Raw genomic sequence first — 16354 nt, 5'->3', positions numbered from 1 at the left:
AAGATTACAGCAAATGATGATCTTCGGAAACGCGGAGCCATATTGAGGCTCGCCAGTTTTCCCGTGCACACGTAAACTGCCGGCAAATTAGACTCTGCGGAATTCCATGGACCCCAACACGTCACCTTCAAGTAGCGGCCTGCGCGCGATACCCTTCAAGCGTCTGGTCCTGTTCACAATTCTGTTTATCCTTCTGAGTAGCGCTGGCGTTTACGTTATATATGCGCAATTTGCCGAACGCAGCTTCTCTTTCGACTGGCGACTTGTCTCCTTTCCCTTTCTGCTTTGGGTTCTGCTGCTGCTGATCGTCTATTACGTGGCCGACGGTCTGCGTCTGCACTTTACGCTGCGCGCGCTCGGCCACCGTATGTCCCGGGGAAAAGTCTTCCGACTCGTGTTTATAAACATCTTTTTCTCCAACGTCACACCGATGGCGACCGGCGGCGGATTCGCCCAGATCTGGTACATGCAACGCCAGGGAATACCGCTGGGCACCGCAACCGCGGCCACGACAATACGAACACTGCTTGCGGTTGTATTTATATTTGTTGCAACACCTCTTTTTCTACTTAGCCTGGAATCTTTGGAAAACAGTGCCATCAGTGGACAAATCGCCGCTTACCTCGCAGTCTTCATCACGTTGTATCTGGGCTTTTTCGCGATTCTGCTACTACGTACCCGCTGGTTGCTCCCCCCCCTGACGCTCATTATTAACGCGCTTCATCGGGTGAACCTGATCAACACCGATCGTCAGATGCACTGGCGTTTCAAAAGCAAGCGGGAGATGCTGAGATTTGCCCATAGTTTCGCAGCGTACAGAAAAGGAGCGCCCGGTGATGTCTTGCTCTCCGTCATATTTACCGTCGTGTTCTTGCTCAGCCTGTTCAGTTTCCCGGCCCTGCTCATGCAGGCACTCGGTTATGATGTTTCTTACCTCAATGTTGTCGGCCTGTTGGTGATTACGACCTTTATTATGTACTTCTCCCCTACACCTGGAGCGTCCGGTATAGCGGAAGGCGTATTCGGGCATTTCTTCAGCGGAGTTCTGAGCGGTAATCATCTTGTCCTGGTTACGGTTGCGTGGCGACTGCTGACGATCTACCTGGGCATGTTGATCGGTGTATTCGTGACCCAGGCCGAACTGATGCGGACGAGGAGCATGCATGGGCGGGCGTAACTACCTGAAATGGGTTTTCTACATCAACCTTGTCGTCGTGCTTGCACTCATCGGCTACAAGATCTATCTCAATTTCTTTGAGCAGGATTTCGATTCGGTCCACAGTGAACAGGTTGAACAGATACAGACTGATCTCGCCGGTCGAGACCAATACCGGTTTGCGGTTGTCGGTAACATCAACAATTCAGTCGGGATTTATGAACGCAAAATCGTACCCATGCTCAACACAGCTGGGGTCGACTTTGTCGTGTCCGCCGGCAACGCCGTCAGTAACGGCGGTGAGGACAAGTACCGCGCGCTCAACCGCACCCTGAGCCATCTCGACGTTCCGTATGTGCTCACCTTCGGCGAGAACGAGTTCAGCAATTTTGGCAGCTTCCGCTTTTACGAGCATTACGGACCCTACTTTTACAGTTTCACCGCCGGCAACAGTCGCTTTATTTTCCTGGATTCCACGGGCAAGACGCCCAGCGGCTGGCAGCTGCGCTGGCTGGACGAACAACTCGCGGGTAATACAGCGGATAATACCTTCCTGTTCCTTGGGCATCCGGTCTACCAGACTCATGAAGAAACGCTTCTCTACGGCGACGAACACTACATTGCCGATTCTGAGTTTCGCAGAGGTTTGATCGACCTCATCCAGCAGTATCCCGTAGACGCGGTTTTTTCCGCGAACCTCTCGCTGTATCAACGCATTGAGCGGGATGGCACGATCTACGTTACGACGGGTGGCGCGGGTGGCCTCGTCATAAATGATGACGAAAGCTTCTATCATTTCGTCACTGTGACGGTTGACGGCGACACGGCAAAGATCCAGCTTGAGCCGCTGAACATCGGTCAACACACCGTCTTCAAGACCCTGGAGAGCTTGTGGTTCTTCATCCACTCGCTCTTTTACGTCGGCTACCACAACTTCATACTTCTCGTATGCATATTGATCGTAGTGGCGATCAAGCTCCATCAGCTCATTTTCGAGGAGCGCGACTACTACCCCAATTTCGACCTGGACCCTGGCCCCTTTCTCGAAAAGCCCCTTAAAGTCGCCTTACTGACCAATAACTACCTCCCTTTTATCGGCGGCGTTCCGATTTCGATTGAACGTTTGCGACAGGGCCTGGTGGAACTCGGTCAGAGAGTCCTCATCATCGCCCCCAGCTATAAAGGCCAGAAGCCGGAAAATGACGAAGTGGTACGTGCCACCTCCCTACTTGCCTTCGGCGAGCAGCAGGAGTTCCGCCTCGCCAATATTTTTCACCCCCGTTTGCGTCGTGCCGCGGCAGAATTTAACCCAGACATTGTTCATGTTCACCATCCTTTCTGGCTAGGCAGCCTGGGTATCTGGATTGCACGGCGACGTCGCGTGCCGGTGGTCTACACCTACCACACACGCCTGGAGCACTATGCGCACTTCGTTCCGCTGCCGGGCCTGCTCTTTCGCAATCTGATCTCGCACTACCTGATCAAGCGATTTGCCAACAAATGCGACGGCGTAATCGTCCCGACATACTCCGCCGAAGAATACCTGCGTGTGCTGGGCGTACGCACCAACATCTTCGTCCAGCCTACCGGTATCGATTTTGACCGGTTTCAACAGGTAGACCCTGAAAAACTCACGAGCCTCCGGGCGTCACTCAACCTCAAAGGCGAGCGCGTACTGATCAGCGTGTCCAGGCTCAGCAGAGAAAAAAATATTGAGTTCATGTTGGCTGCCGCACGCACCCTCTATCAGAACAGCCCGGTTCCGTTTCGATTCCTTATCATTGGCGATGGCAGCGATCGGGACAGGCTACAACGCCGAATTGATGACTTGGGTCTGAGTAGGGTGGTGACACTGGTCGGTAGCGTAGCGCCCGATGATATCTGTGCCTACTACCAGCTGGGTCACGCTTTTTTGTTCGCCTCCAAGTCCGAGACCCAGGGCATGGTCATCCTTGAGGCGATGGCGGCGGGTCTACCCGTCGTGGCAGTGAGGTCCAGCGGCATTGATGATGTGGTGAAAGAGGGGCTAAACGGTTTCAAAACAGTCGAAGATCAGAACAAGTGGCTGGCCAAAGTCACGGAGCTGCTGCAAGACGATGAGCTGAGAGACAAACTGAGCAAGAACGCGCGGGAGTTCGCCCGCGATTTCTCCGTCCAGAACTTTGCCCGCGACGTACGCCGGATATACGCATATGTTCTGGCGGCCCGGGAACAGCAGAAAACACAAGGCCGAAAGAAGCGCGCCTCCCTCAGATAACCGCCAGACTGCAACAGGACACGGCTTGATCCAGCGCCGGGTCCTGTTGCGGATCGCCGAAGTCTCAGCCTACGGCGGCGGTATCCACCGCGGCGGCTTCAACCTTGCGCGCCACCGCCGAGAGGAGCGCCTGCAGGTTGGCTGATGTTGTATCCTCGGCTAACGCCGCGGCGCTATAGAGCTCGCCATCGATCTGCGCCCGAATACAGGCCATGGCATTGGCGCTGGTTCCTTCCCCAAGGGCAAATTCATCGTAGGCTTCGATCACTATTTTAACGCCGTATCGTTTCTCAAGCGCTTCCGCCAAGGCCTCAAGTGCCCCCTGCCCCTGACCGTTCAGGACTGAGCTGGTGCCGTTACCGAACTCTATCCTGGCCTGCACGCCTGCATCTGTCCGATGCAGGTCGTAGGTGCGAAGCCGCCAGCCCTTCGGCACCTGCAAGTAATCCCTGTCGAACAGTTTGTGAATACTGAAGGAGTCGATCTCACCACCCTCGCCTTCGGCTTCCTTCTGGACGACGCGGGCAAACTCGATCTGTAACCAGCGCGGCAAACTTATGTCGTAGTCGCGTTCCAGCACGTGGGCGACACCGCCCTTACCGGACTGACTGTTGATCCTTACCACCTCCTCGTACCTGCGACCCAGGTCGCGTGGGTCGATCGGCAGATAGGCAACGTTCCAGACATCGCCGTCCTTGCGCCGTGAAAGACACTTGCGGATGGCATCCTGGTGGCTTCCCGAGAAGGCCGTAAAGACCAGCTCACCGGCGTAGGCGTGACGGGGATGAGTGCTTATCTCGGTACAGGCTTCGACCGTCTCGATGATCTCCGCCATACCGGAAAGGTCCACCTCCGGATCAATGCCTTGGGAGTACAGGTTCATGGCCATGGTCACCAGGTCCATGTTACCGGTGCGCTCGCCGTTACCCAGCAACGTGCCTTCAACCCGGTCAGCCCCGGCCATCACCGCCAGCTCCGCTGCCGCGACACCGCAACCACGATCGTTATGGGTGTGCACGCTGATACTCAAATGTTCGCGGTAATTGATATTGTCGCAAATCCACTCGATCTGGTCGGCAAACACATTCGGCGACGCCATCTCTACGGTTGCGGGCAGATTCAGGATAACTTTCTGACCCTGGTCCGGCCGCCATACGTCCGTCACCGCGTCCACGACTTCCTTGGCGAAGTCCAGTTCGGTCCCGGTGAAGCTTTCCGGTGAGTATTGGAAGGTCCAGTCTGTGTCTGGGTAGTCGCGCGCGTGGTCGCGCACCATCTCCGCCCCTTTGCGGGCAATGTCACAGATACCGGCACGATCAAGATTGAAGACCTGCTCACGCTGCACCGTAGAGGTCGAATTATAGACATGAACGATGGCTTTCCTGGCGCCCTTGAGCGCTTCGTAGGTACGCGCGATCAGCTCTGGGCGGGCCTGGGTCAATGCCTGAATCTGGACATCTTCCGGCACCCGGTCTTCCTCGATCAGCTTGCGGCAGAAGTCGAAGTCGGGTTGGCTGGCAGAGGGAAACCCGATCTCGATCTGTTTGAAACCCAGTTTTACGAGAAGATCGAAAAGACGCTGCTTCTGATGGATATTCATTGGCTTCACCAGCGCCTGATTACCGTCGCGCAGATCCACCGCGCACCAGGTCGGCGCGCGCTCGATAACGCGGTCGGGCCAGCGACGGTCTGTCTTACGGATGGGCGTAAACGGGCGATACTTGCGGTGGTCGAAAGCCATTTTTCATATCCTCTGGGAAAAATCTCGATCCGGCTCCTGGGTTTTGTACGTTCCGGCACACAAGCCGTAACGCCTGTACCGGCGACGCGGTCCGCCAGCACCCAAGACCTGATTCGATAATACGGACAGTTTACGACAAACATCGCGCTATCTGTTTGCGTTTTTTAGTATTTTTAGCTTAGATTTAGCGGAATCAGCCATAATTCGGCCAATAATTGGCTAAAATGACCAAACTCATGACGACAGACGAAAAACTTATCAAGCTGGATCGTACCGACCGCAGAATCCTGGAGCTGCTTCAGCGCGATGGCAGCTTGACCAACCAACAGCTCGCGGAACAGGTAGGGCTGTCGCCCTCTCCCTGTTCCCGGCGGGTGCGAGCCCTGGAAGATGCCGGCATTATCCTGCGGCGCGTAACCTTGCTGGAGCGTAAAAAGCTGGGGCTCACCTTAACAGTCATTATTCAGATCGGCATGGACCGGCATACGCCTGAGCGATTCGAGGCGTTCGAGCAGCAGGTTGCCACGTTTCCGGAGGTGCAGGAATGTTACCTGGTCACGGGTCAGGAGGCAGACTACATGCTCAAGGTGGTCGTGCCCCATATGGATGCCTACCAGCATTTTTTGCTGGACAAAGTCACCCGCATTCCCGGGGTCAGCGGAGTACACTCCAGCTTTGTGCTCCGCCGGGTTGTTGACAACACCGAGTTGCCGCTGGGATATCTTTAGTTTTCGGCGCAATCAGTTTGTTCACCCTGCGCTGGTCGTCCCGCAGAGGCTATTCCACGCGGCTAGCATGGGCTGCATGACCGAGGCTGAGTATACGGCGACCGAAACAACTGCACGGGACATTCATATTAGCTTTCATGAGGGAGCAGGCTATGGCCCGAAAAAACCTGTTAGTCGTTGCGCACGCGCCTTCGCCGAACACCCACCGTATGCTGGACGCGGTCCTCAAAGGCGCCCGGCACCCTGACGTGGAGGGGGTTGAGGTAAGTTTCAAGCCACCGCTGGAGGCGGGACCGGAGGATGTTCTGGTGGCTGATGCCTTGATACTGGGGACGACAGAAAATCTGGGGTACATGAGCGGTGCGCTCAAGGACTTCTTTGACAGAAGCTACTACCCCTGCCTTGAACGAACCCAAGGCAAGCCTTATGCGCTCTACATACGTGCGGGCCACGACGGCACCGGCACCCGCCGTGCCGTTGAGAGCATCGCAACCGGGTTGCGCTGGGGCGCGGTGCGAGCGCCGCTTCTCTGCCAGGGCGAATTCAAAGAGACGTTCCTCACCGATTGCGAGGAGTTGGGCACGTATCTCGCTGCTGGTCTCGACGCCGGCATTTTCTGATGCCAGAACAGCGGAAGAGCTCGCCCTACAGTTTCTTAACCCCAGCACGACAACGCGTATGGTGTAATGGACCCAGCTGGCGGTCTGGTTACAGGCCGGTTCAAGCCATCAATACGCAGGCAGGACGCGCTGCCGCAACCCGGCGGCAATTTCCAACAACAACCAGAGAGGATGACAGGAAGTACCCATGACAAATGCAGCTCTTAAGGAAAAGTCGCTGGAACATATGCTCGCCCGGGAATTACGGGCACTGGATGAGCAAACGGAGCAAGACACTGACACCGAATTCTATCTGGCCATAGAGCAACTTCTGTCGGAACACGGGCTTAGCGCGCAGCAGGCCGCAGAGATACTCGTCGTCGCCCACCCTGATGCCGGAACAGACCGTACTCGCCCCCTAACGCCACTCAAGGTATTCCGCAATCCCTACACTCGGGAGGTCGTGAAGAGCCGCGGTTTCAACCATCAGACGCTGAACGAGTGGCGTAAGCGTCACGGCAGGCTGACAGTCCAGACCTGGCGTATAAAATAGGGTTGGCGCTTTCGCCCGGGTCTGCGGTGAGGCCTGCAGCCCCAGGTGATGCCAGCCTCAACTTTGAGGCGGCCGCCTCATCAAACCGGCAAGCCGTGCCTTAATAGACTGGCCGTCTGCACGCCACCGCTGTACCTCCCGGCAACAGCTTCGTAGAATACCCTCGTCATTATGGTAATCGGCTGCCCACCGCGCCGCTCACGCCAGATCGAACCAATACCCAACTCCAGGCACCCCAGGGAAATTTCATGCGAGCTAGCCGCTTTTTAATTGCCACCCTTAAAGAAACACCTGCCGATGCAGAAGTGATCAGCCACCAGCTGATGCTTCGCGCCGGCATGATACGCAAACTCGCGTCGGGGCTTTATAGCTGGCTGCCGCTCGGGCTCAAGGTGTTACGCAAGGTGGAACACATTGTGCGAGAGGAGATGGACAACGCCGGCGCTCAGGAAGTGCTGATGCCCGCGGTTCAGCCGGCTGAGCTCTGGCAGGAGTCCGGTCGGTGGCAACAATACGGGGATGAGCTCCTGAGACTCAAGGATCGCCACGGGCGCGAGTTCTGCGTCGGCCCGACTCATGAGGAAGTGATCACGGACCTTGTGCGCAATGAGCTCAAAAGCTACAAGCAGTTGCCAGTAAACTTCTACCAGATCCAGACCAAGTTCCGTGACGAGCGCCGCCCCCGCTTCGGCGTCATGCGCTCGCGTGAATTCATCATGAAAGATGCCTACTCGTTCCACGCCAACGCAGAATCACTGGATGAGACCTATCAGGTCATGTATGACGCCTATACGCGGATTTTCACCCGCCTTGGCCTCGAATTCCGCGCCGTGCAGGCTGATTCCGGCAGCATCGGCGGCAGCGCCTCCCACGAGTTTCATGTTCTGGCAAGCTCGGGCGAAGATGCCATCGCGTTCAGCTCCGGGGGCAGCTATGCCGCCAACATAGAGAAAGCCGAAGCGCTCGCACCGTCCGGCGCTCGCCCCGAGCCCTCGAGGCAGCTTGAGGAAGTGGCCACGCCTGGGCAGAAAACCATCGACGCAGTTTCAGAGTTCCTGGGCACGCTCGCGGAACAATCAGTCAAAACGTTGATCGTCCGGGGCGTAGCAAAAGCAGACGACGCGCCGGCGCCACTGGTGGCACTGATACTACGCGGTGATCACCAGCTTAACGAGATAAAAGCAGAGAACCTGCCCGAGGTCGCAGAGCCTCTCGTATTTGCCAGTGACGAGGAAATCACTGCCGCCGTGGGTTGCGGCCCGGGCTCACTCGGCCCGGTCAATTTACCCTTCACGACCATAGTGGACTACAGCGCTGCCCATCTGGCCGATTTTGTCTGCGGTGCCAACCGCGAGGGCATTCACCTGACTGGCGTCAACTGGGAGCGCGACCTTCCCCTGGGCCAGTGTGCCGACCTGCGCAATATTGTGGAAGGCGAACCCAGCCCGGACGGCAAAGGCGTTTACGAAATCAAGCGCGGCATCGAGGTCGGTCACGTCTTCAAGCTGGGCAAGAAGTACAGCCAGGCCCTCAACGCCAACGTGCTTGACGAGAACGGCAAGGCAGTCACTGTCGATATGGGCTGCTATGGTATCGGCGTGACCCGCATCGTTGCCGCGGCGATAGAGCAGAATCACGACGACAACGGGATCATCTGGCCCCGGGCTTTGGCGCCATTCGATGTGGCCGTGGTTACGCTTAACGGCCATAAGTCGGAGCCAGTCCGGGACGCTGCTGAGTCACTCTACCAGCAGTTGCGCGCGGCAGGCTGCGATGTGTTTCTGGACGACCGCAACGAGCGGCCAGGCGTCAAATTCGCCGATCTTGAGCTGATAGGCATCCCCCACCGTATAGTCATTGGCGACCGCGGGCTCAAGACGGGCAGTGTGGAGTACAAGGGGCGCCGGGACGGAGAATCGCAGGATGTGGCGATTGCGGAGATTGTCGCCTTTGTGCAAGCGCGCATCTAACGCAACTCTGCGGTCCAGTACAGGAGCAAACGCACGCGGTTTGATTGCGGCTTCGTGCGTTGCTGCTATCTTTAACCCAAGCACTGCCCTCCACATATTTCACGACCGCATGTGAACCGATGACTCGAAAGCACGCCGTTCTTAAAGCCCTGGTTTGCTCAGCACTGCTGCTGTCGGTCACACCCGTCGTTGCCCAGACCCCGGATAGTGAACTGCGGGCCGTGCTGAAGCAGACCATTGAAGGCGCTACCAGCTTCGAAGACCGGTTCGACGCCGAGGTCTGGTTAGTCGATATGTCAGGGCGTACCCGTAGCTGGATCAAGGACGACGACGAGCGCCTTGAAATTCTTCGTCTGATTCATCAGGAGGCACAGCGCATCGATCTGGAACCCGAGCTGCTGCTGGCCCTGATCCATGTGGAAAGTCTCTACGACCGTTTTGCTGTCTCGTCCGCCGGCGCGCAGGGGCTCATGCAGGTCATGCCCTTCTGGAAAAACGAAATAGGCCGCCCGGATGACAACCTCACCCAGATCAAGACCAACCTGCGCTACGGCTCGACAATCCTCAGGCACTACCTGGACATTGAAAAGGGCAACCTTACCCGCGCGTTGGCCCGCTATAACGGGAGCTTAGGTAAAACCTGGTATCCGGAGAGAGTCATGAACGCGTGGGATAAGTACTACTTCGTCAGAAATTGAAGTCGCCCATGGCACTGGTCGGTTATATACCGACTGACCCCTACCCCATCCGTTCCACTGACTGAAACTTCCCGTCCTGTCCAAACTCGATCAGAAAAGCGCCACTGATGCCGTCATGCCTGACAAACGGCCGTAGAATACGTGCCGGAAACCGGACGCTCCGGCCATCACGCGCTCGCGCGACGACATCCAGCGCTTCGCCACGGTAAAGCCGAAGCCATTCGTCTGCGGAAATCCGAAGATCAACAATGATGCTTTGGGCCAAGGTGTCCGGTGGCTCCTGTAGATGGGCCATTTTCAGCACGTCGGCTGGATATCGGTTTCCGCCCCAGGCCACTGCTGGGCCCGGGGCGGCCGGGCCCGCTTACCGAGAGAGTTCCAGCAGCAGTCGGTTGAGGCGGGTTACATAAGATCCCGGGTCTTCCAATTGCTCGCCGCTGGCCAGGGTTGCCTGGTCCAGGAGCACCGTGGCCAGATCGTTGAAGCGTTCGTCACCATCGGCGCTTTCGAGCCGTTGCACCAGCGGATGCTCCACGTTCACTTCGAAGATCGGTTTGCTGTCAGGTACCTTCTGCCCCGCAGCGGCCATGATCTTGCGCATCTGGGCTCCCATGTCGAAGTCGCCCACCACCAGACAAGCCGGCGAGTCAGTCAGGCGCTTGGTGACGCGGACATCCTGAACCCGGTCCTCTAGCGCCTTTTTCAGACGCTCTAGCAGAGGTTTGTGCTCTTCCGCCGCCTTCTCGACTTCCTTCTTGTCCTCTTCTGTTTCGACACTGCCCAGGTCCAGCGAGCCACGGCCGACATCCTGGAATGACTTGCCGTCGTATTCGCTGAGGTAGTTCATCATCCACTCATCAATACGATCGGACAGAATCAGAACCTCGACACCTTTCTTGCGGAAAACCTCCAGGTGCGGGCTGCTCTTGGCTGCGGTGTGGCTGTCAGCGGTGATGTAGTAGATCTTTTCCTGGCCTTCGCGCATGCGCCCGATATAGTCGTCCAGAGATACGGTCTGGGCCGCCTCGCCAGTCTGCGTTGTCGAGAAGCGAAGCAGCTTGGCGATCTTATCCTTGTTGGAGAAGTCTTCCGCAGGGCCTTCCTTGAGAACCTGACCGAACTCATCCCAGAACTTCTGGTACTGCTCAGGCTCGTTGGCCGCCAATTTCTTGAGCATGTCCAAAACGCGCTTGCTCAACGCAGTACGGATGGTGTCAACGGTCTTGTCGTTCTGAAGAATTTCCCTGGAGACGTTAAGGGACAGGTCATTGCTGTCGATTACGCCTTTGACGAAGCGCAGGTAGAGCGGCAGGAACTGCTCCGCGTCGTCCATGATAAAGACGCGCTGGATGTAGAGCTTGAGCCCGCGGGGCGCGTCGCGGTTATAGAGGTCAAAAGGCGCACGGGCAGGAATATACAGTAGGCTGGTGTAGTCCAACGCGCCTTCCACACGGTTGTGGGACCAGGTCAGCGGGTCTTCAAAGTCATGGGCGACGTGCTTATAGAAGGCTTTGTACTCGTCGTCCTTGATTTCATTGCGAGGCAAAGTCCATAGCGCAGTCGCTTCATTGACAGTCTCATCCTGGGGCGCCTCGGCCTCTTTGCCTTCTTCCGTCTCCTGGGGTTCAGACTTCATCACGACCGGGAAAGAAATATGATCTGAGTACTTTTTGATCAGGCTGCGAAGACGGTAACCGTCGGCAAACTCTTTCTCCTCGTCCTTCAGGTGCAGGATAATTGTCGTGCCGCGTTCGGCTAGCTCGACCGCACCAATAGTAAATTCGCCGTTACCAGTGGAATCCCAGTGGACGCCCTCTTCAGCAGGTGCGCCGGCTTTGCGCGTCAGAACCTCGACGCGGTTCGCCACGATAAATGCAGAGTAGAAGCCCACCCCAAACTGACCGATCAGTTTGGAGTCCTTCTTCTGGTCACCGGAGAGATTCTGGATGAAGTCAGCGGTGCCGGAGCGGGCAATGGTCCCGAGGTTCTCGATGACGTCCTGCCGGCTCATGCCGATGCCGTTATCCGAAAGAGTGATTGTGCCCGCCGCGGCGTCGAAATCCAGCCGGATTTTCAGCTCGGCATCGTCCTCGACCAGGTCGGCCTGGCTAAGAGATTTGAAGCGAAGTTTGTCCAACGCGTCGGACGCGTTCGATACCAGTTCCCGCAGGAATATCTCTTTATTGGAGTACAGCGAATGAATCATCAGGTGAAGCAACTGCTTCACTTCAGTCTGGAAGCTCAGGGTTTCTTTCTGTGTTTCGACCGTCATGTGCCCCTATCTCCTTAGTGACGGGTGGCGGCCGATGCAGCCCATGGGCAGCATCAGCCAGATTTGGCGGCCCGGACGAATGTTCGGGCGGCTAATGAGTCTGGGCACAAGATGGGGTTAAGGAAGTTGATTTCAAGCCTGTGACTTCTACCGGCCCGTTCATCCATTCGCCCGGCTGTCCGCCAGCGAGCGAGAGGGCTTCAACTAGAGAATGAAGTGGGCGCGCGCCGTGGCTGTAGGCTCCTGCCGGGACTTCTGCCAGCACCACACCGTGACGTTGGCAACCCTGTTGCCCTGGCGGGTTAAGCGGCACTCGGCAAAAGTACTCCGGTTGAGTCCTGCTCTCAGAAAATCGATCGAGAAGTCGACAATGCGGGGCAATTTGGGAGCGTCCTGCTGGAGCATAAGATAGAGACCCGCAGACATTTCCATGAACCCGCCTATAACACCGCCATGGATCGCTGGCAGGATCGGATTGCCAAGGTTTGTGTCGCGCGGTGGCAACGTAAAAATCATGTCGTCGCCGAACCGCTCGCAACTCATCCCCAGCGTCTTTGCGTAGGGTATCGCTGCAATCAGCTCAAAAAGGTCGCCCTCTTCCCGCACTCGCTGCAGCGCCGCCTTATCGATCATGACAGTCCCCTCGAAATGAGCTCGCGATACGCTTTCGGGGTAGCAGCAACCCCGATCCGCATGAACGTTGCCACACAGTCAGCGATAGTATTGTCGGGCGACCCCTGGTAGGCGACGCAGCGTGTGAAGACGATGTTCTGGGTCACCCGATAGGTATGGGCTGCCGCGAACACCGGAAGGTCCGGCTTGGCCGGACGCATATAGTCCATCCGCAGGTCCAGCGTCGGACAAAGCTCGAACTCCGGCAGCGCGCAGATAATCACAGCCCCCGAGGCGGTATCCATGAGCGTCGTGATGGCGCCACCGTGAATTACGCGTGTATCCGGGTTACCAATGATGTGGTCGCTGTAAGGCAACTCCAGCAGCAGATGGTTATCGGCGGCTTCCAGCACCCGAATGCCCAGGTGCTGACAGTGTTTCAGGGTACCTACGAAGCGGTTGACGCTTCCCATGAGGCCGGGGTCATTCATCAAGGGTTCCTTATCGCAATGGGCAGTGGACCGGGCGGTACCGGACAACTTCCGGACTCTGTTCAAAGCTTTGAGTGAAAGTCAGGGTTAAGGTCGGTAGCCTATGGTATAAACCCCGGCAAAGACTTTCAGGAGGAGCTTACTGTGTCGAGAATCAACCCTGCCAGGGCTACATTGCTGGCCCTCTGCCTGATCGTTATTTCACTGGCTGGCTGTTCTACCAACCCTGTGACCGGCGAGCGCGAGCTGCGGCTTATATCCGGCGAAGAAGAGCGCAGCATAGGCGAGCAGCAGTATCAGCCTACGCTTCAGAGTCAGGGAGGCGAATATACCATAGACGAAGAACTCTCTGAATACGTGAGCAACATTGGCCAGAAGCTTGCAGCGCAGAGTGATCGCCCCGACCTGCCCTATGAGTTCACCGTACTGAACAACGGCGTGCCCAACGCCTGGGCGTTACCTGGCGGCAAAATCGCGATCAACCGCGGCCTGCTCATGGAGCTTGAAAACGAAGCACAGCTCGCTGCCGTGCTCAGTCACGAGATTGTCCATGCCGCTGCGGGCCACAGCGCACAACGCATGCAGCAGGGGATGCTTCTCAATGCCGGCATGGCTGGCCTGGGTCTGGCTGTTGCCGACAATGACTATGCGCAGATGCTGATAGGGGGCGCCGCCCTGGGAGCCCAATTGACCATGGCAAAGTACGGGCGCGGCCACGAACTCGAATCCGACCGTTACGGCATGGAATACATGGCGGAGGCCGGCTACGACCCGCAGGAAGCCGTTGAGCTCCAGCGCATCTTTGTGCGTCTTTCGGAAGGTCAGGATTCGGATTTCATCTCTGGCCTGTTTGCTTCTCATCCCCCTTCCATGGCTCGGGTAGAGGCTAATGAAAAAACCGCCCGGGAATTGGGAGCAGATGGGCGCATCGGTGCTGAAACCTATCAGGAAAAGACCGCTTACCTTCGTAAGATACAGCCTGCCTATGACCTGGAGCAGCAAGCATTGGCACTCGCCAAACAGGAACAATACTCTCAGGCACTGGCCAAGATTAACCAGGCACTGGAGATCGTTCCGGATGAACCCAGCTTCAACGCCCTGCGGGGTCAGTTGCTCAAAGCCACCGGCAAGCCCGACGCTGCGATCGCAAGTCTCAACAAGGCTGTGAACCTCTACCCGGAGATGTTCAGCTTCAGACTCCAGCGGGGCCTGATCCATAAAGAGATGGGGCATCTGAATGAGGCCCGTGAAGACCTGAAAGCGTCTGCGGAGCGGGTCCCGACTTCACTTGCATTCCTGGGGCTGGGCGAACTAGCGCAAACACAGGGCCGCCCTGATGCAGCCCGTGAATATTTCAAGGTCGCCGCCAGCGGGGGCGGCAGGTTCAGTGAGCAGGCTCAGGCCAGGTTGAACCAGCTCAATCAGTAACACTGCTTTGGAAGGCAGTCTTCTGTGTAGAGTGTTGCCCGCTCTTACTTCGATATGCCGTTCAAGCCGTTCATTAAGAGGAATAGGTTTTCATGCCAACAAAACAATCTGGCCGAAAGTGCTCCACTGCCCGGCGCATGTATGTGCGGCTGATGATGGAAGTCGTCGGGCGTGCGCTGCAGGCCACCAGTGAAGTCGACCGCTATGTTCAGGAGGAAGCAGCGGTCATGCCCGACGATTTTATTTTCGAGATGACGGTGATGCCCGACGGACCTGCGCTGGTTGTCCAGAAACAGACGGACGGCAGCCTGCGCTACCTCGGTCAGAAAACGCCGCGTAAACCGGACCTGAGCATCCAGTTCAAGCACCTTACCCATGCTTTCCTGGTTCTGTCTTTCCAGGAAAAGACTTCGGTTTCGTTTGCCCATGACCGGATCCTGGTCGACGGCGACCTGGGTCATGCCCTGCGGGTTACCCGCATTCTTAACCAGTTGGAGGCCTACATACTTCCACGGTTTATCGCGGACCGGGCGGTCAAGGAATATCCCGTCGACCTGAGGCTTTCCGGCAAACTCAGGTCGGCCACACGAATCTACCTCCGAATGGCCGGCAACCTGTTCTCAACGGTGAAAGCATCATGAGCAAGCGCTACTACGAATTCTTCTGCCCCGTCAAAGTTATCGCCGGCAACGCGGCCCTGGAACATATTCCCTACGAACTCCGTTCGGTTGGCGCCAAAAGGCCCATGATCATCACGGACAAAGGCGTTCGCGGCGCCCGCTTGCTGGACCCGGTCCTTAGCGCCTGCGAGGACAGCAACCAGGAAATTACTGTCATATTTGATGATGTGCCCCCCGATTCGTCAACGGATGTGGTCCGGGAAATTGCCAAAGTCTACCGGGAGAACAATTGCGACTCGATCATCGCGATCGGCGGAGGCTCGCCCATCGACACGGCCAAAGCCGTTAACATCCTGGTCTCGGAAGGCGGCGATGAAATCAGCGCGTACGCGGGAGCCGGTGTGCTAAAGCGTCCGCTTAAGCCCTTCTTCGTTATCCCAACCACTGCCGGCACCGGATCAGAAGTGACGTCAGTGGCGGTCATTGCTGACACGCGGCGTTCCGTCAAGTTGCCGTTCACCTCGTCATTCCTGCTACCCGACGCCGCGATCATCGATCCGAGAATGACGTTGACCCTGCCGCCGCACATCACGGCCGCGACTGGGATGGATGCCATGACCCATGCGGTCGAGGCCTTTACCTGTATCGGCAAGAATCCGCTATCGGACGCCTACGCATCGGGCGCTATCAAGAAAATCAGCCATAACCTGCTGAAAGTCATGGATAACCCTCAGGACTCTGATGCCCGGCTGGAACTGGCTGAAGCGTCCACGATGGCCGGCATCGCCTTTTCGAATTCAATGGTCGGTCTGGTTCACGCCCTGGGACACACTCTGGGCGCCATCTGCCATATTCCCCACGGCGTCTGTATGAGCCTGTTTCTCCCCTACGTGCTCGAATACAACATTGAGCAGATCCGCGAGCCACTTGGCGAACTGCTACTCCATCTGGAAGGGCCGGAAATCTACGCAAGGACTCCAGAGGCCGACCGGCCACAGGCTTCGATAAGCGCAATCCGTAAGATGCGGGATGCGCTCCATGAGCGCTGCCAACTCCCGCGAACGCTCCAGGAGACCGGCAAAGTGGAAAAGAGCCAGCTGGACCGGATCGCCGGCGCTTGCCTCGACGACGGCTCGATCATGTACAACCCAAGAGAAGTCAGGCTGAAAGATGCACAGGCAGTACTGGAGAAGGCCTGGGGCTGAAACGAACCATCCTTCCTGGCAATG

At 57.1% G+C, this 16354-nt stretch carries 15 protein-coding genes; 10 read left to right on the top strand and 5 right to left on the bottom strand.

Annotated elements, in window-relative coordinates:
* Nucleotides 1–106 precede the first annotated feature (106 nt).
* Both soil367_RS07430 and soil367_RS07425 read left to right on the top strand, forming a co-directional pair.
* Nucleotides 107–1177: a lysylphosphatidylglycerol synthase transmembrane domain-containing protein gene (locus tag soil367_RS07430; protein WP_172962297.1), complete on the top strand. Its 1071-nt coding sequence runs from the start codon at nt 107–109 to the stop codon at nt 1175–1177.
* Nucleotides 1164–3413 carry a glycosyltransferase gene (locus soil367_RS07425; protein ID WP_136548397.1) on the top strand — a complete coding sequence of 750 codons (2250 nt, stop codon included), beginning with the start codon at nt 1164–1166 and terminating at the stop codon, nt 3411–3413. Before soil367_RS07430 ends, soil367_RS07425 begins: the two co-directional genes overlap by 14 nt.
* 64 nt (nt 3414–3477) lie before the next feature.
* Here the strand turns inward: soil367_RS07425 and leuA are convergent, their stop codons facing one another.
* The gene (leuA, locus tag soil367_RS07420) at nt 3478–5154 is read right to left on the bottom strand and encodes a 2-isopropylmalate synthase (protein WP_136548395.1); all 1677 of its coding nucleotides are present in this window, start codon (nt 5152–5154) and stop codon (nt 3478–3480) included.
* A 257-nt stretch (nt 5155–5411) separates the two neighbouring features.
* Here leuA and soil367_RS07415 point away from each other — a divergent pair, with 257 nt between their 5' ends.
* The 5 genes from soil367_RS07415 (at nt 5412) to soil367_RS07395 (ending at nt 9702) form a co-directional block, all read left to right on the top strand.
* Nucleotides 5412–5882 carry an Lrp/AsnC family transcriptional regulator gene (locus soil367_RS07415; RefSeq protein WP_425459978.1) on the top strand — a complete coding sequence of 157 codons (471 nt, stop codon included), beginning with the start codon at nt 5412–5414 and terminating at the stop codon, nt 5880–5882.
* Nucleotides 5883–6034: 152 nt separating this feature from the next.
* Complete coding sequence (locus soil367_RS07410; RefSeq protein ID WP_136548391.1) at nt 6035–6502, top strand: flavodoxin family protein; 468 nt, start codon at nt 6035–6037, stop codon at nt 6500–6502.
* A gap of 187 nt (nt 6503–6689) precedes the next feature.
* A complete protein-coding gene (locus tag soil367_RS07405) occupies nt 6690–7034 on the top strand; it encodes a hypothetical protein (RefSeq protein WP_136548389.1) in 345 nt (114 codons plus the stop codon).
* Nucleotides 7035–7282: 248 nt separating this feature from the next.
* Nucleotides 7283–9004, top strand: coding sequence for a proline--tRNA ligase (locus tag soil367_RS07400; protein ID WP_136548387.1), 1722 nt, complete (start codon nt 7283–7285; stop codon nt 9002–9004).
* A 119-nt stretch (nt 9005–9123) separates the two neighbouring features.
* On the top strand, nt 9124–9702 hold the full coding sequence (locus soil367_RS07395; protein WP_136548385.1) for a lytic transglycosylase domain-containing protein: 579 nt from the start codon (nt 9124–9126) through the stop codon (nt 9700–9702).
* A gap of 40 nt (nt 9703–9742) precedes the next feature.
* Here the strand turns inward: soil367_RS07395 and soil367_RS07390 are convergent, their stop codons facing one another.
* From soil367_RS07390 to soil367_RS07375, 4 genes are all read right to left on the bottom strand, one after another.
* Nucleotides 9743–9997 carry a DUF2835 domain-containing protein gene (locus soil367_RS07390; RefSeq protein WP_136548383.1) on the bottom strand — a complete coding sequence of 85 codons (255 nt, stop codon included), beginning with the start codon at nt 9995–9997 and terminating at the stop codon, nt 9743–9745.
* A gap of 69 nt (nt 9998–10066) precedes the next feature.
* Nucleotides 10067–11974, bottom strand: coding sequence for a molecular chaperone HtpG (gene htpG, locus soil367_RS07385; RefSeq protein WP_136548381.1), 1908 nt, complete (start codon nt 11972–11974; stop codon nt 10067–10069).
* Nucleotides 11975–12178: 204 nt separating this feature from the next.
* A complete protein-coding gene (locus soil367_RS07380) occupies nt 12179–12607 on the bottom strand; it encodes a PaaI family thioesterase (protein ID WP_136548379.1) in 429 nt (142 codons plus the stop codon).
* Nucleotides 12604–13077, bottom strand: a complete 474-nt coding sequence (locus soil367_RS07375) for a PaaI family thioesterase (protein ID WP_136548376.1) — start codon at nt 13075–13077, stop codon at nt 12604–12606. Before soil367_RS07375 ends, soil367_RS07380 begins: the two co-directional genes overlap by 4 nt.
* A gap of 144 nt (nt 13078–13221) precedes the next feature.
* On the opposite strand from soil367_RS07375, the gene soil367_RS07370 reads away from it, so the two are divergent.
* The 3 genes from soil367_RS07370 to soil367_RS07360 all read left to right on the top strand — a co-directional run bounded on the left by soil367_RS07370 (nt 13222) and on the right by soil367_RS07360 (nt 16330).
* A complete protein-coding gene (locus soil367_RS07370) occupies nt 13222–14505 on the top strand; it encodes a M48 family metalloprotease (RefSeq protein WP_136548374.1) in 1284 nt (427 codons plus the stop codon).
* Between the two features lie 92 nt (nt 14506–14597).
* Nucleotides 14598–15146 (top strand): hypothetical protein, encoded by a 549-nt coding sequence (locus soil367_RS07365; RefSeq protein ID WP_136548372.1) that lies wholly within the window; start codon nt 14598–14600, stop codon nt 15144–15146.
* Complete coding sequence (locus soil367_RS07360; RefSeq protein WP_136548370.1) at nt 15143–16330, top strand: iron-containing alcohol dehydrogenase; 1188 nt, start codon at nt 15143–15145, stop codon at nt 16328–16330. The genes soil367_RS07365 and soil367_RS07360 overlap by 4 nt, the downstream gene beginning before the upstream one ends.
* Nucleotides 16331–16354 lie beyond the last annotated feature (24 nt).

It is taken from the genome of Hydrocarboniclastica marina, from assembly GCF_004851605.1.
Lineage (GTDB): Bacteria > Pseudomonadota > Gammaproteobacteria > Pseudomonadales > Oleiphilaceae > Hydrocarboniclastica > Hydrocarboniclastica marina.
This window is presented reverse-complemented; position numbering and strand designations above follow the sequence as displayed.

Excerpts from the sequence above, each read along its gene's own strand:
- soil367_RS07430 (WP_172962297.1), top strand. The coding sequence starts at position 107 with ATGGACCCCAACACGTCACCTTCAAGTAGCGGCCTGCGCGCGATACCC.
- soil367_RS07425 (WP_136548397.1), top strand. The coding sequence starts at position 1,164 with ATGGGCGGGCGTAACTACCTGAAATGGGTTTTCTACATCAACCTTGTC.
- leuA (WP_136548395.1), bottom strand. The coding sequence starts at position 5,154 with ATGGCTTTCGACCACCGCAAGTATCGCCCGTTTACGCCCATCCGTAAG.
- soil367_RS07410 (WP_136548391.1), top strand. The coding sequence starts at position 6,035 with ATGGCCCGAAAAAACCTGTTAGTCGTTGCGCACGCGCCTTCGCCGAAC.
- soil367_RS07405 (WP_136548389.1), top strand. The coding sequence starts at position 6,690 with ATGACAAATGCAGCTCTTAAGGAAAAGTCGCTGGAACATATGCTCGCC.
- soil367_RS07400 (WP_136548387.1), top strand. The coding sequence starts at position 7,283 with ATGCGAGCTAGCCGCTTTTTAATTGCCACCCTTAAAGAAACACCTGCC.
- soil367_RS07395 (WP_136548385.1), top strand. The coding sequence starts at position 9,124 with ATGACTCGAAAGCACGCCGTTCTTAAAGCCCTGGTTTGCTCAGCACTG.
- soil367_RS07390 (WP_136548383.1), bottom strand. The coding sequence starts at position 9,997 with ATGGCCCATCTACAGGAGCCACCGGACACCTTGGCCCAAAGCATCATT.
- htpG (WP_136548381.1), bottom strand. The coding sequence starts at position 11,974 with ATGACGGTCGAAACACAGAAAGAAACCCTGAGCTTCCAGACTGAAGTG.
- soil367_RS07380 (WP_136548379.1), bottom strand. The coding sequence starts at position 12,607 with ATGATCGATAAGGCGGCGCTGCAGCGAGTGCGGGAAGAGGGCGACCTT.
- soil367_RS07375 (WP_136548376.1), bottom strand. The coding sequence starts at position 13,077 with ATGAATGACCCCGGCCTCATGGGAAGCGTCAACCGCTTCGTAGGTACC.
- soil367_RS07365 (WP_136548372.1), top strand. The coding sequence starts at position 14,598 with ATGCCAACAAAACAATCTGGCCGAAAGTGCTCCACTGCCCGGCGCATG.
- soil367_RS07360 (WP_136548370.1), top strand. The coding sequence starts at position 15,143 with ATGAGCAAGCGCTACTACGAATTCTTCTGCCCCGTCAAAGTTATCGCC.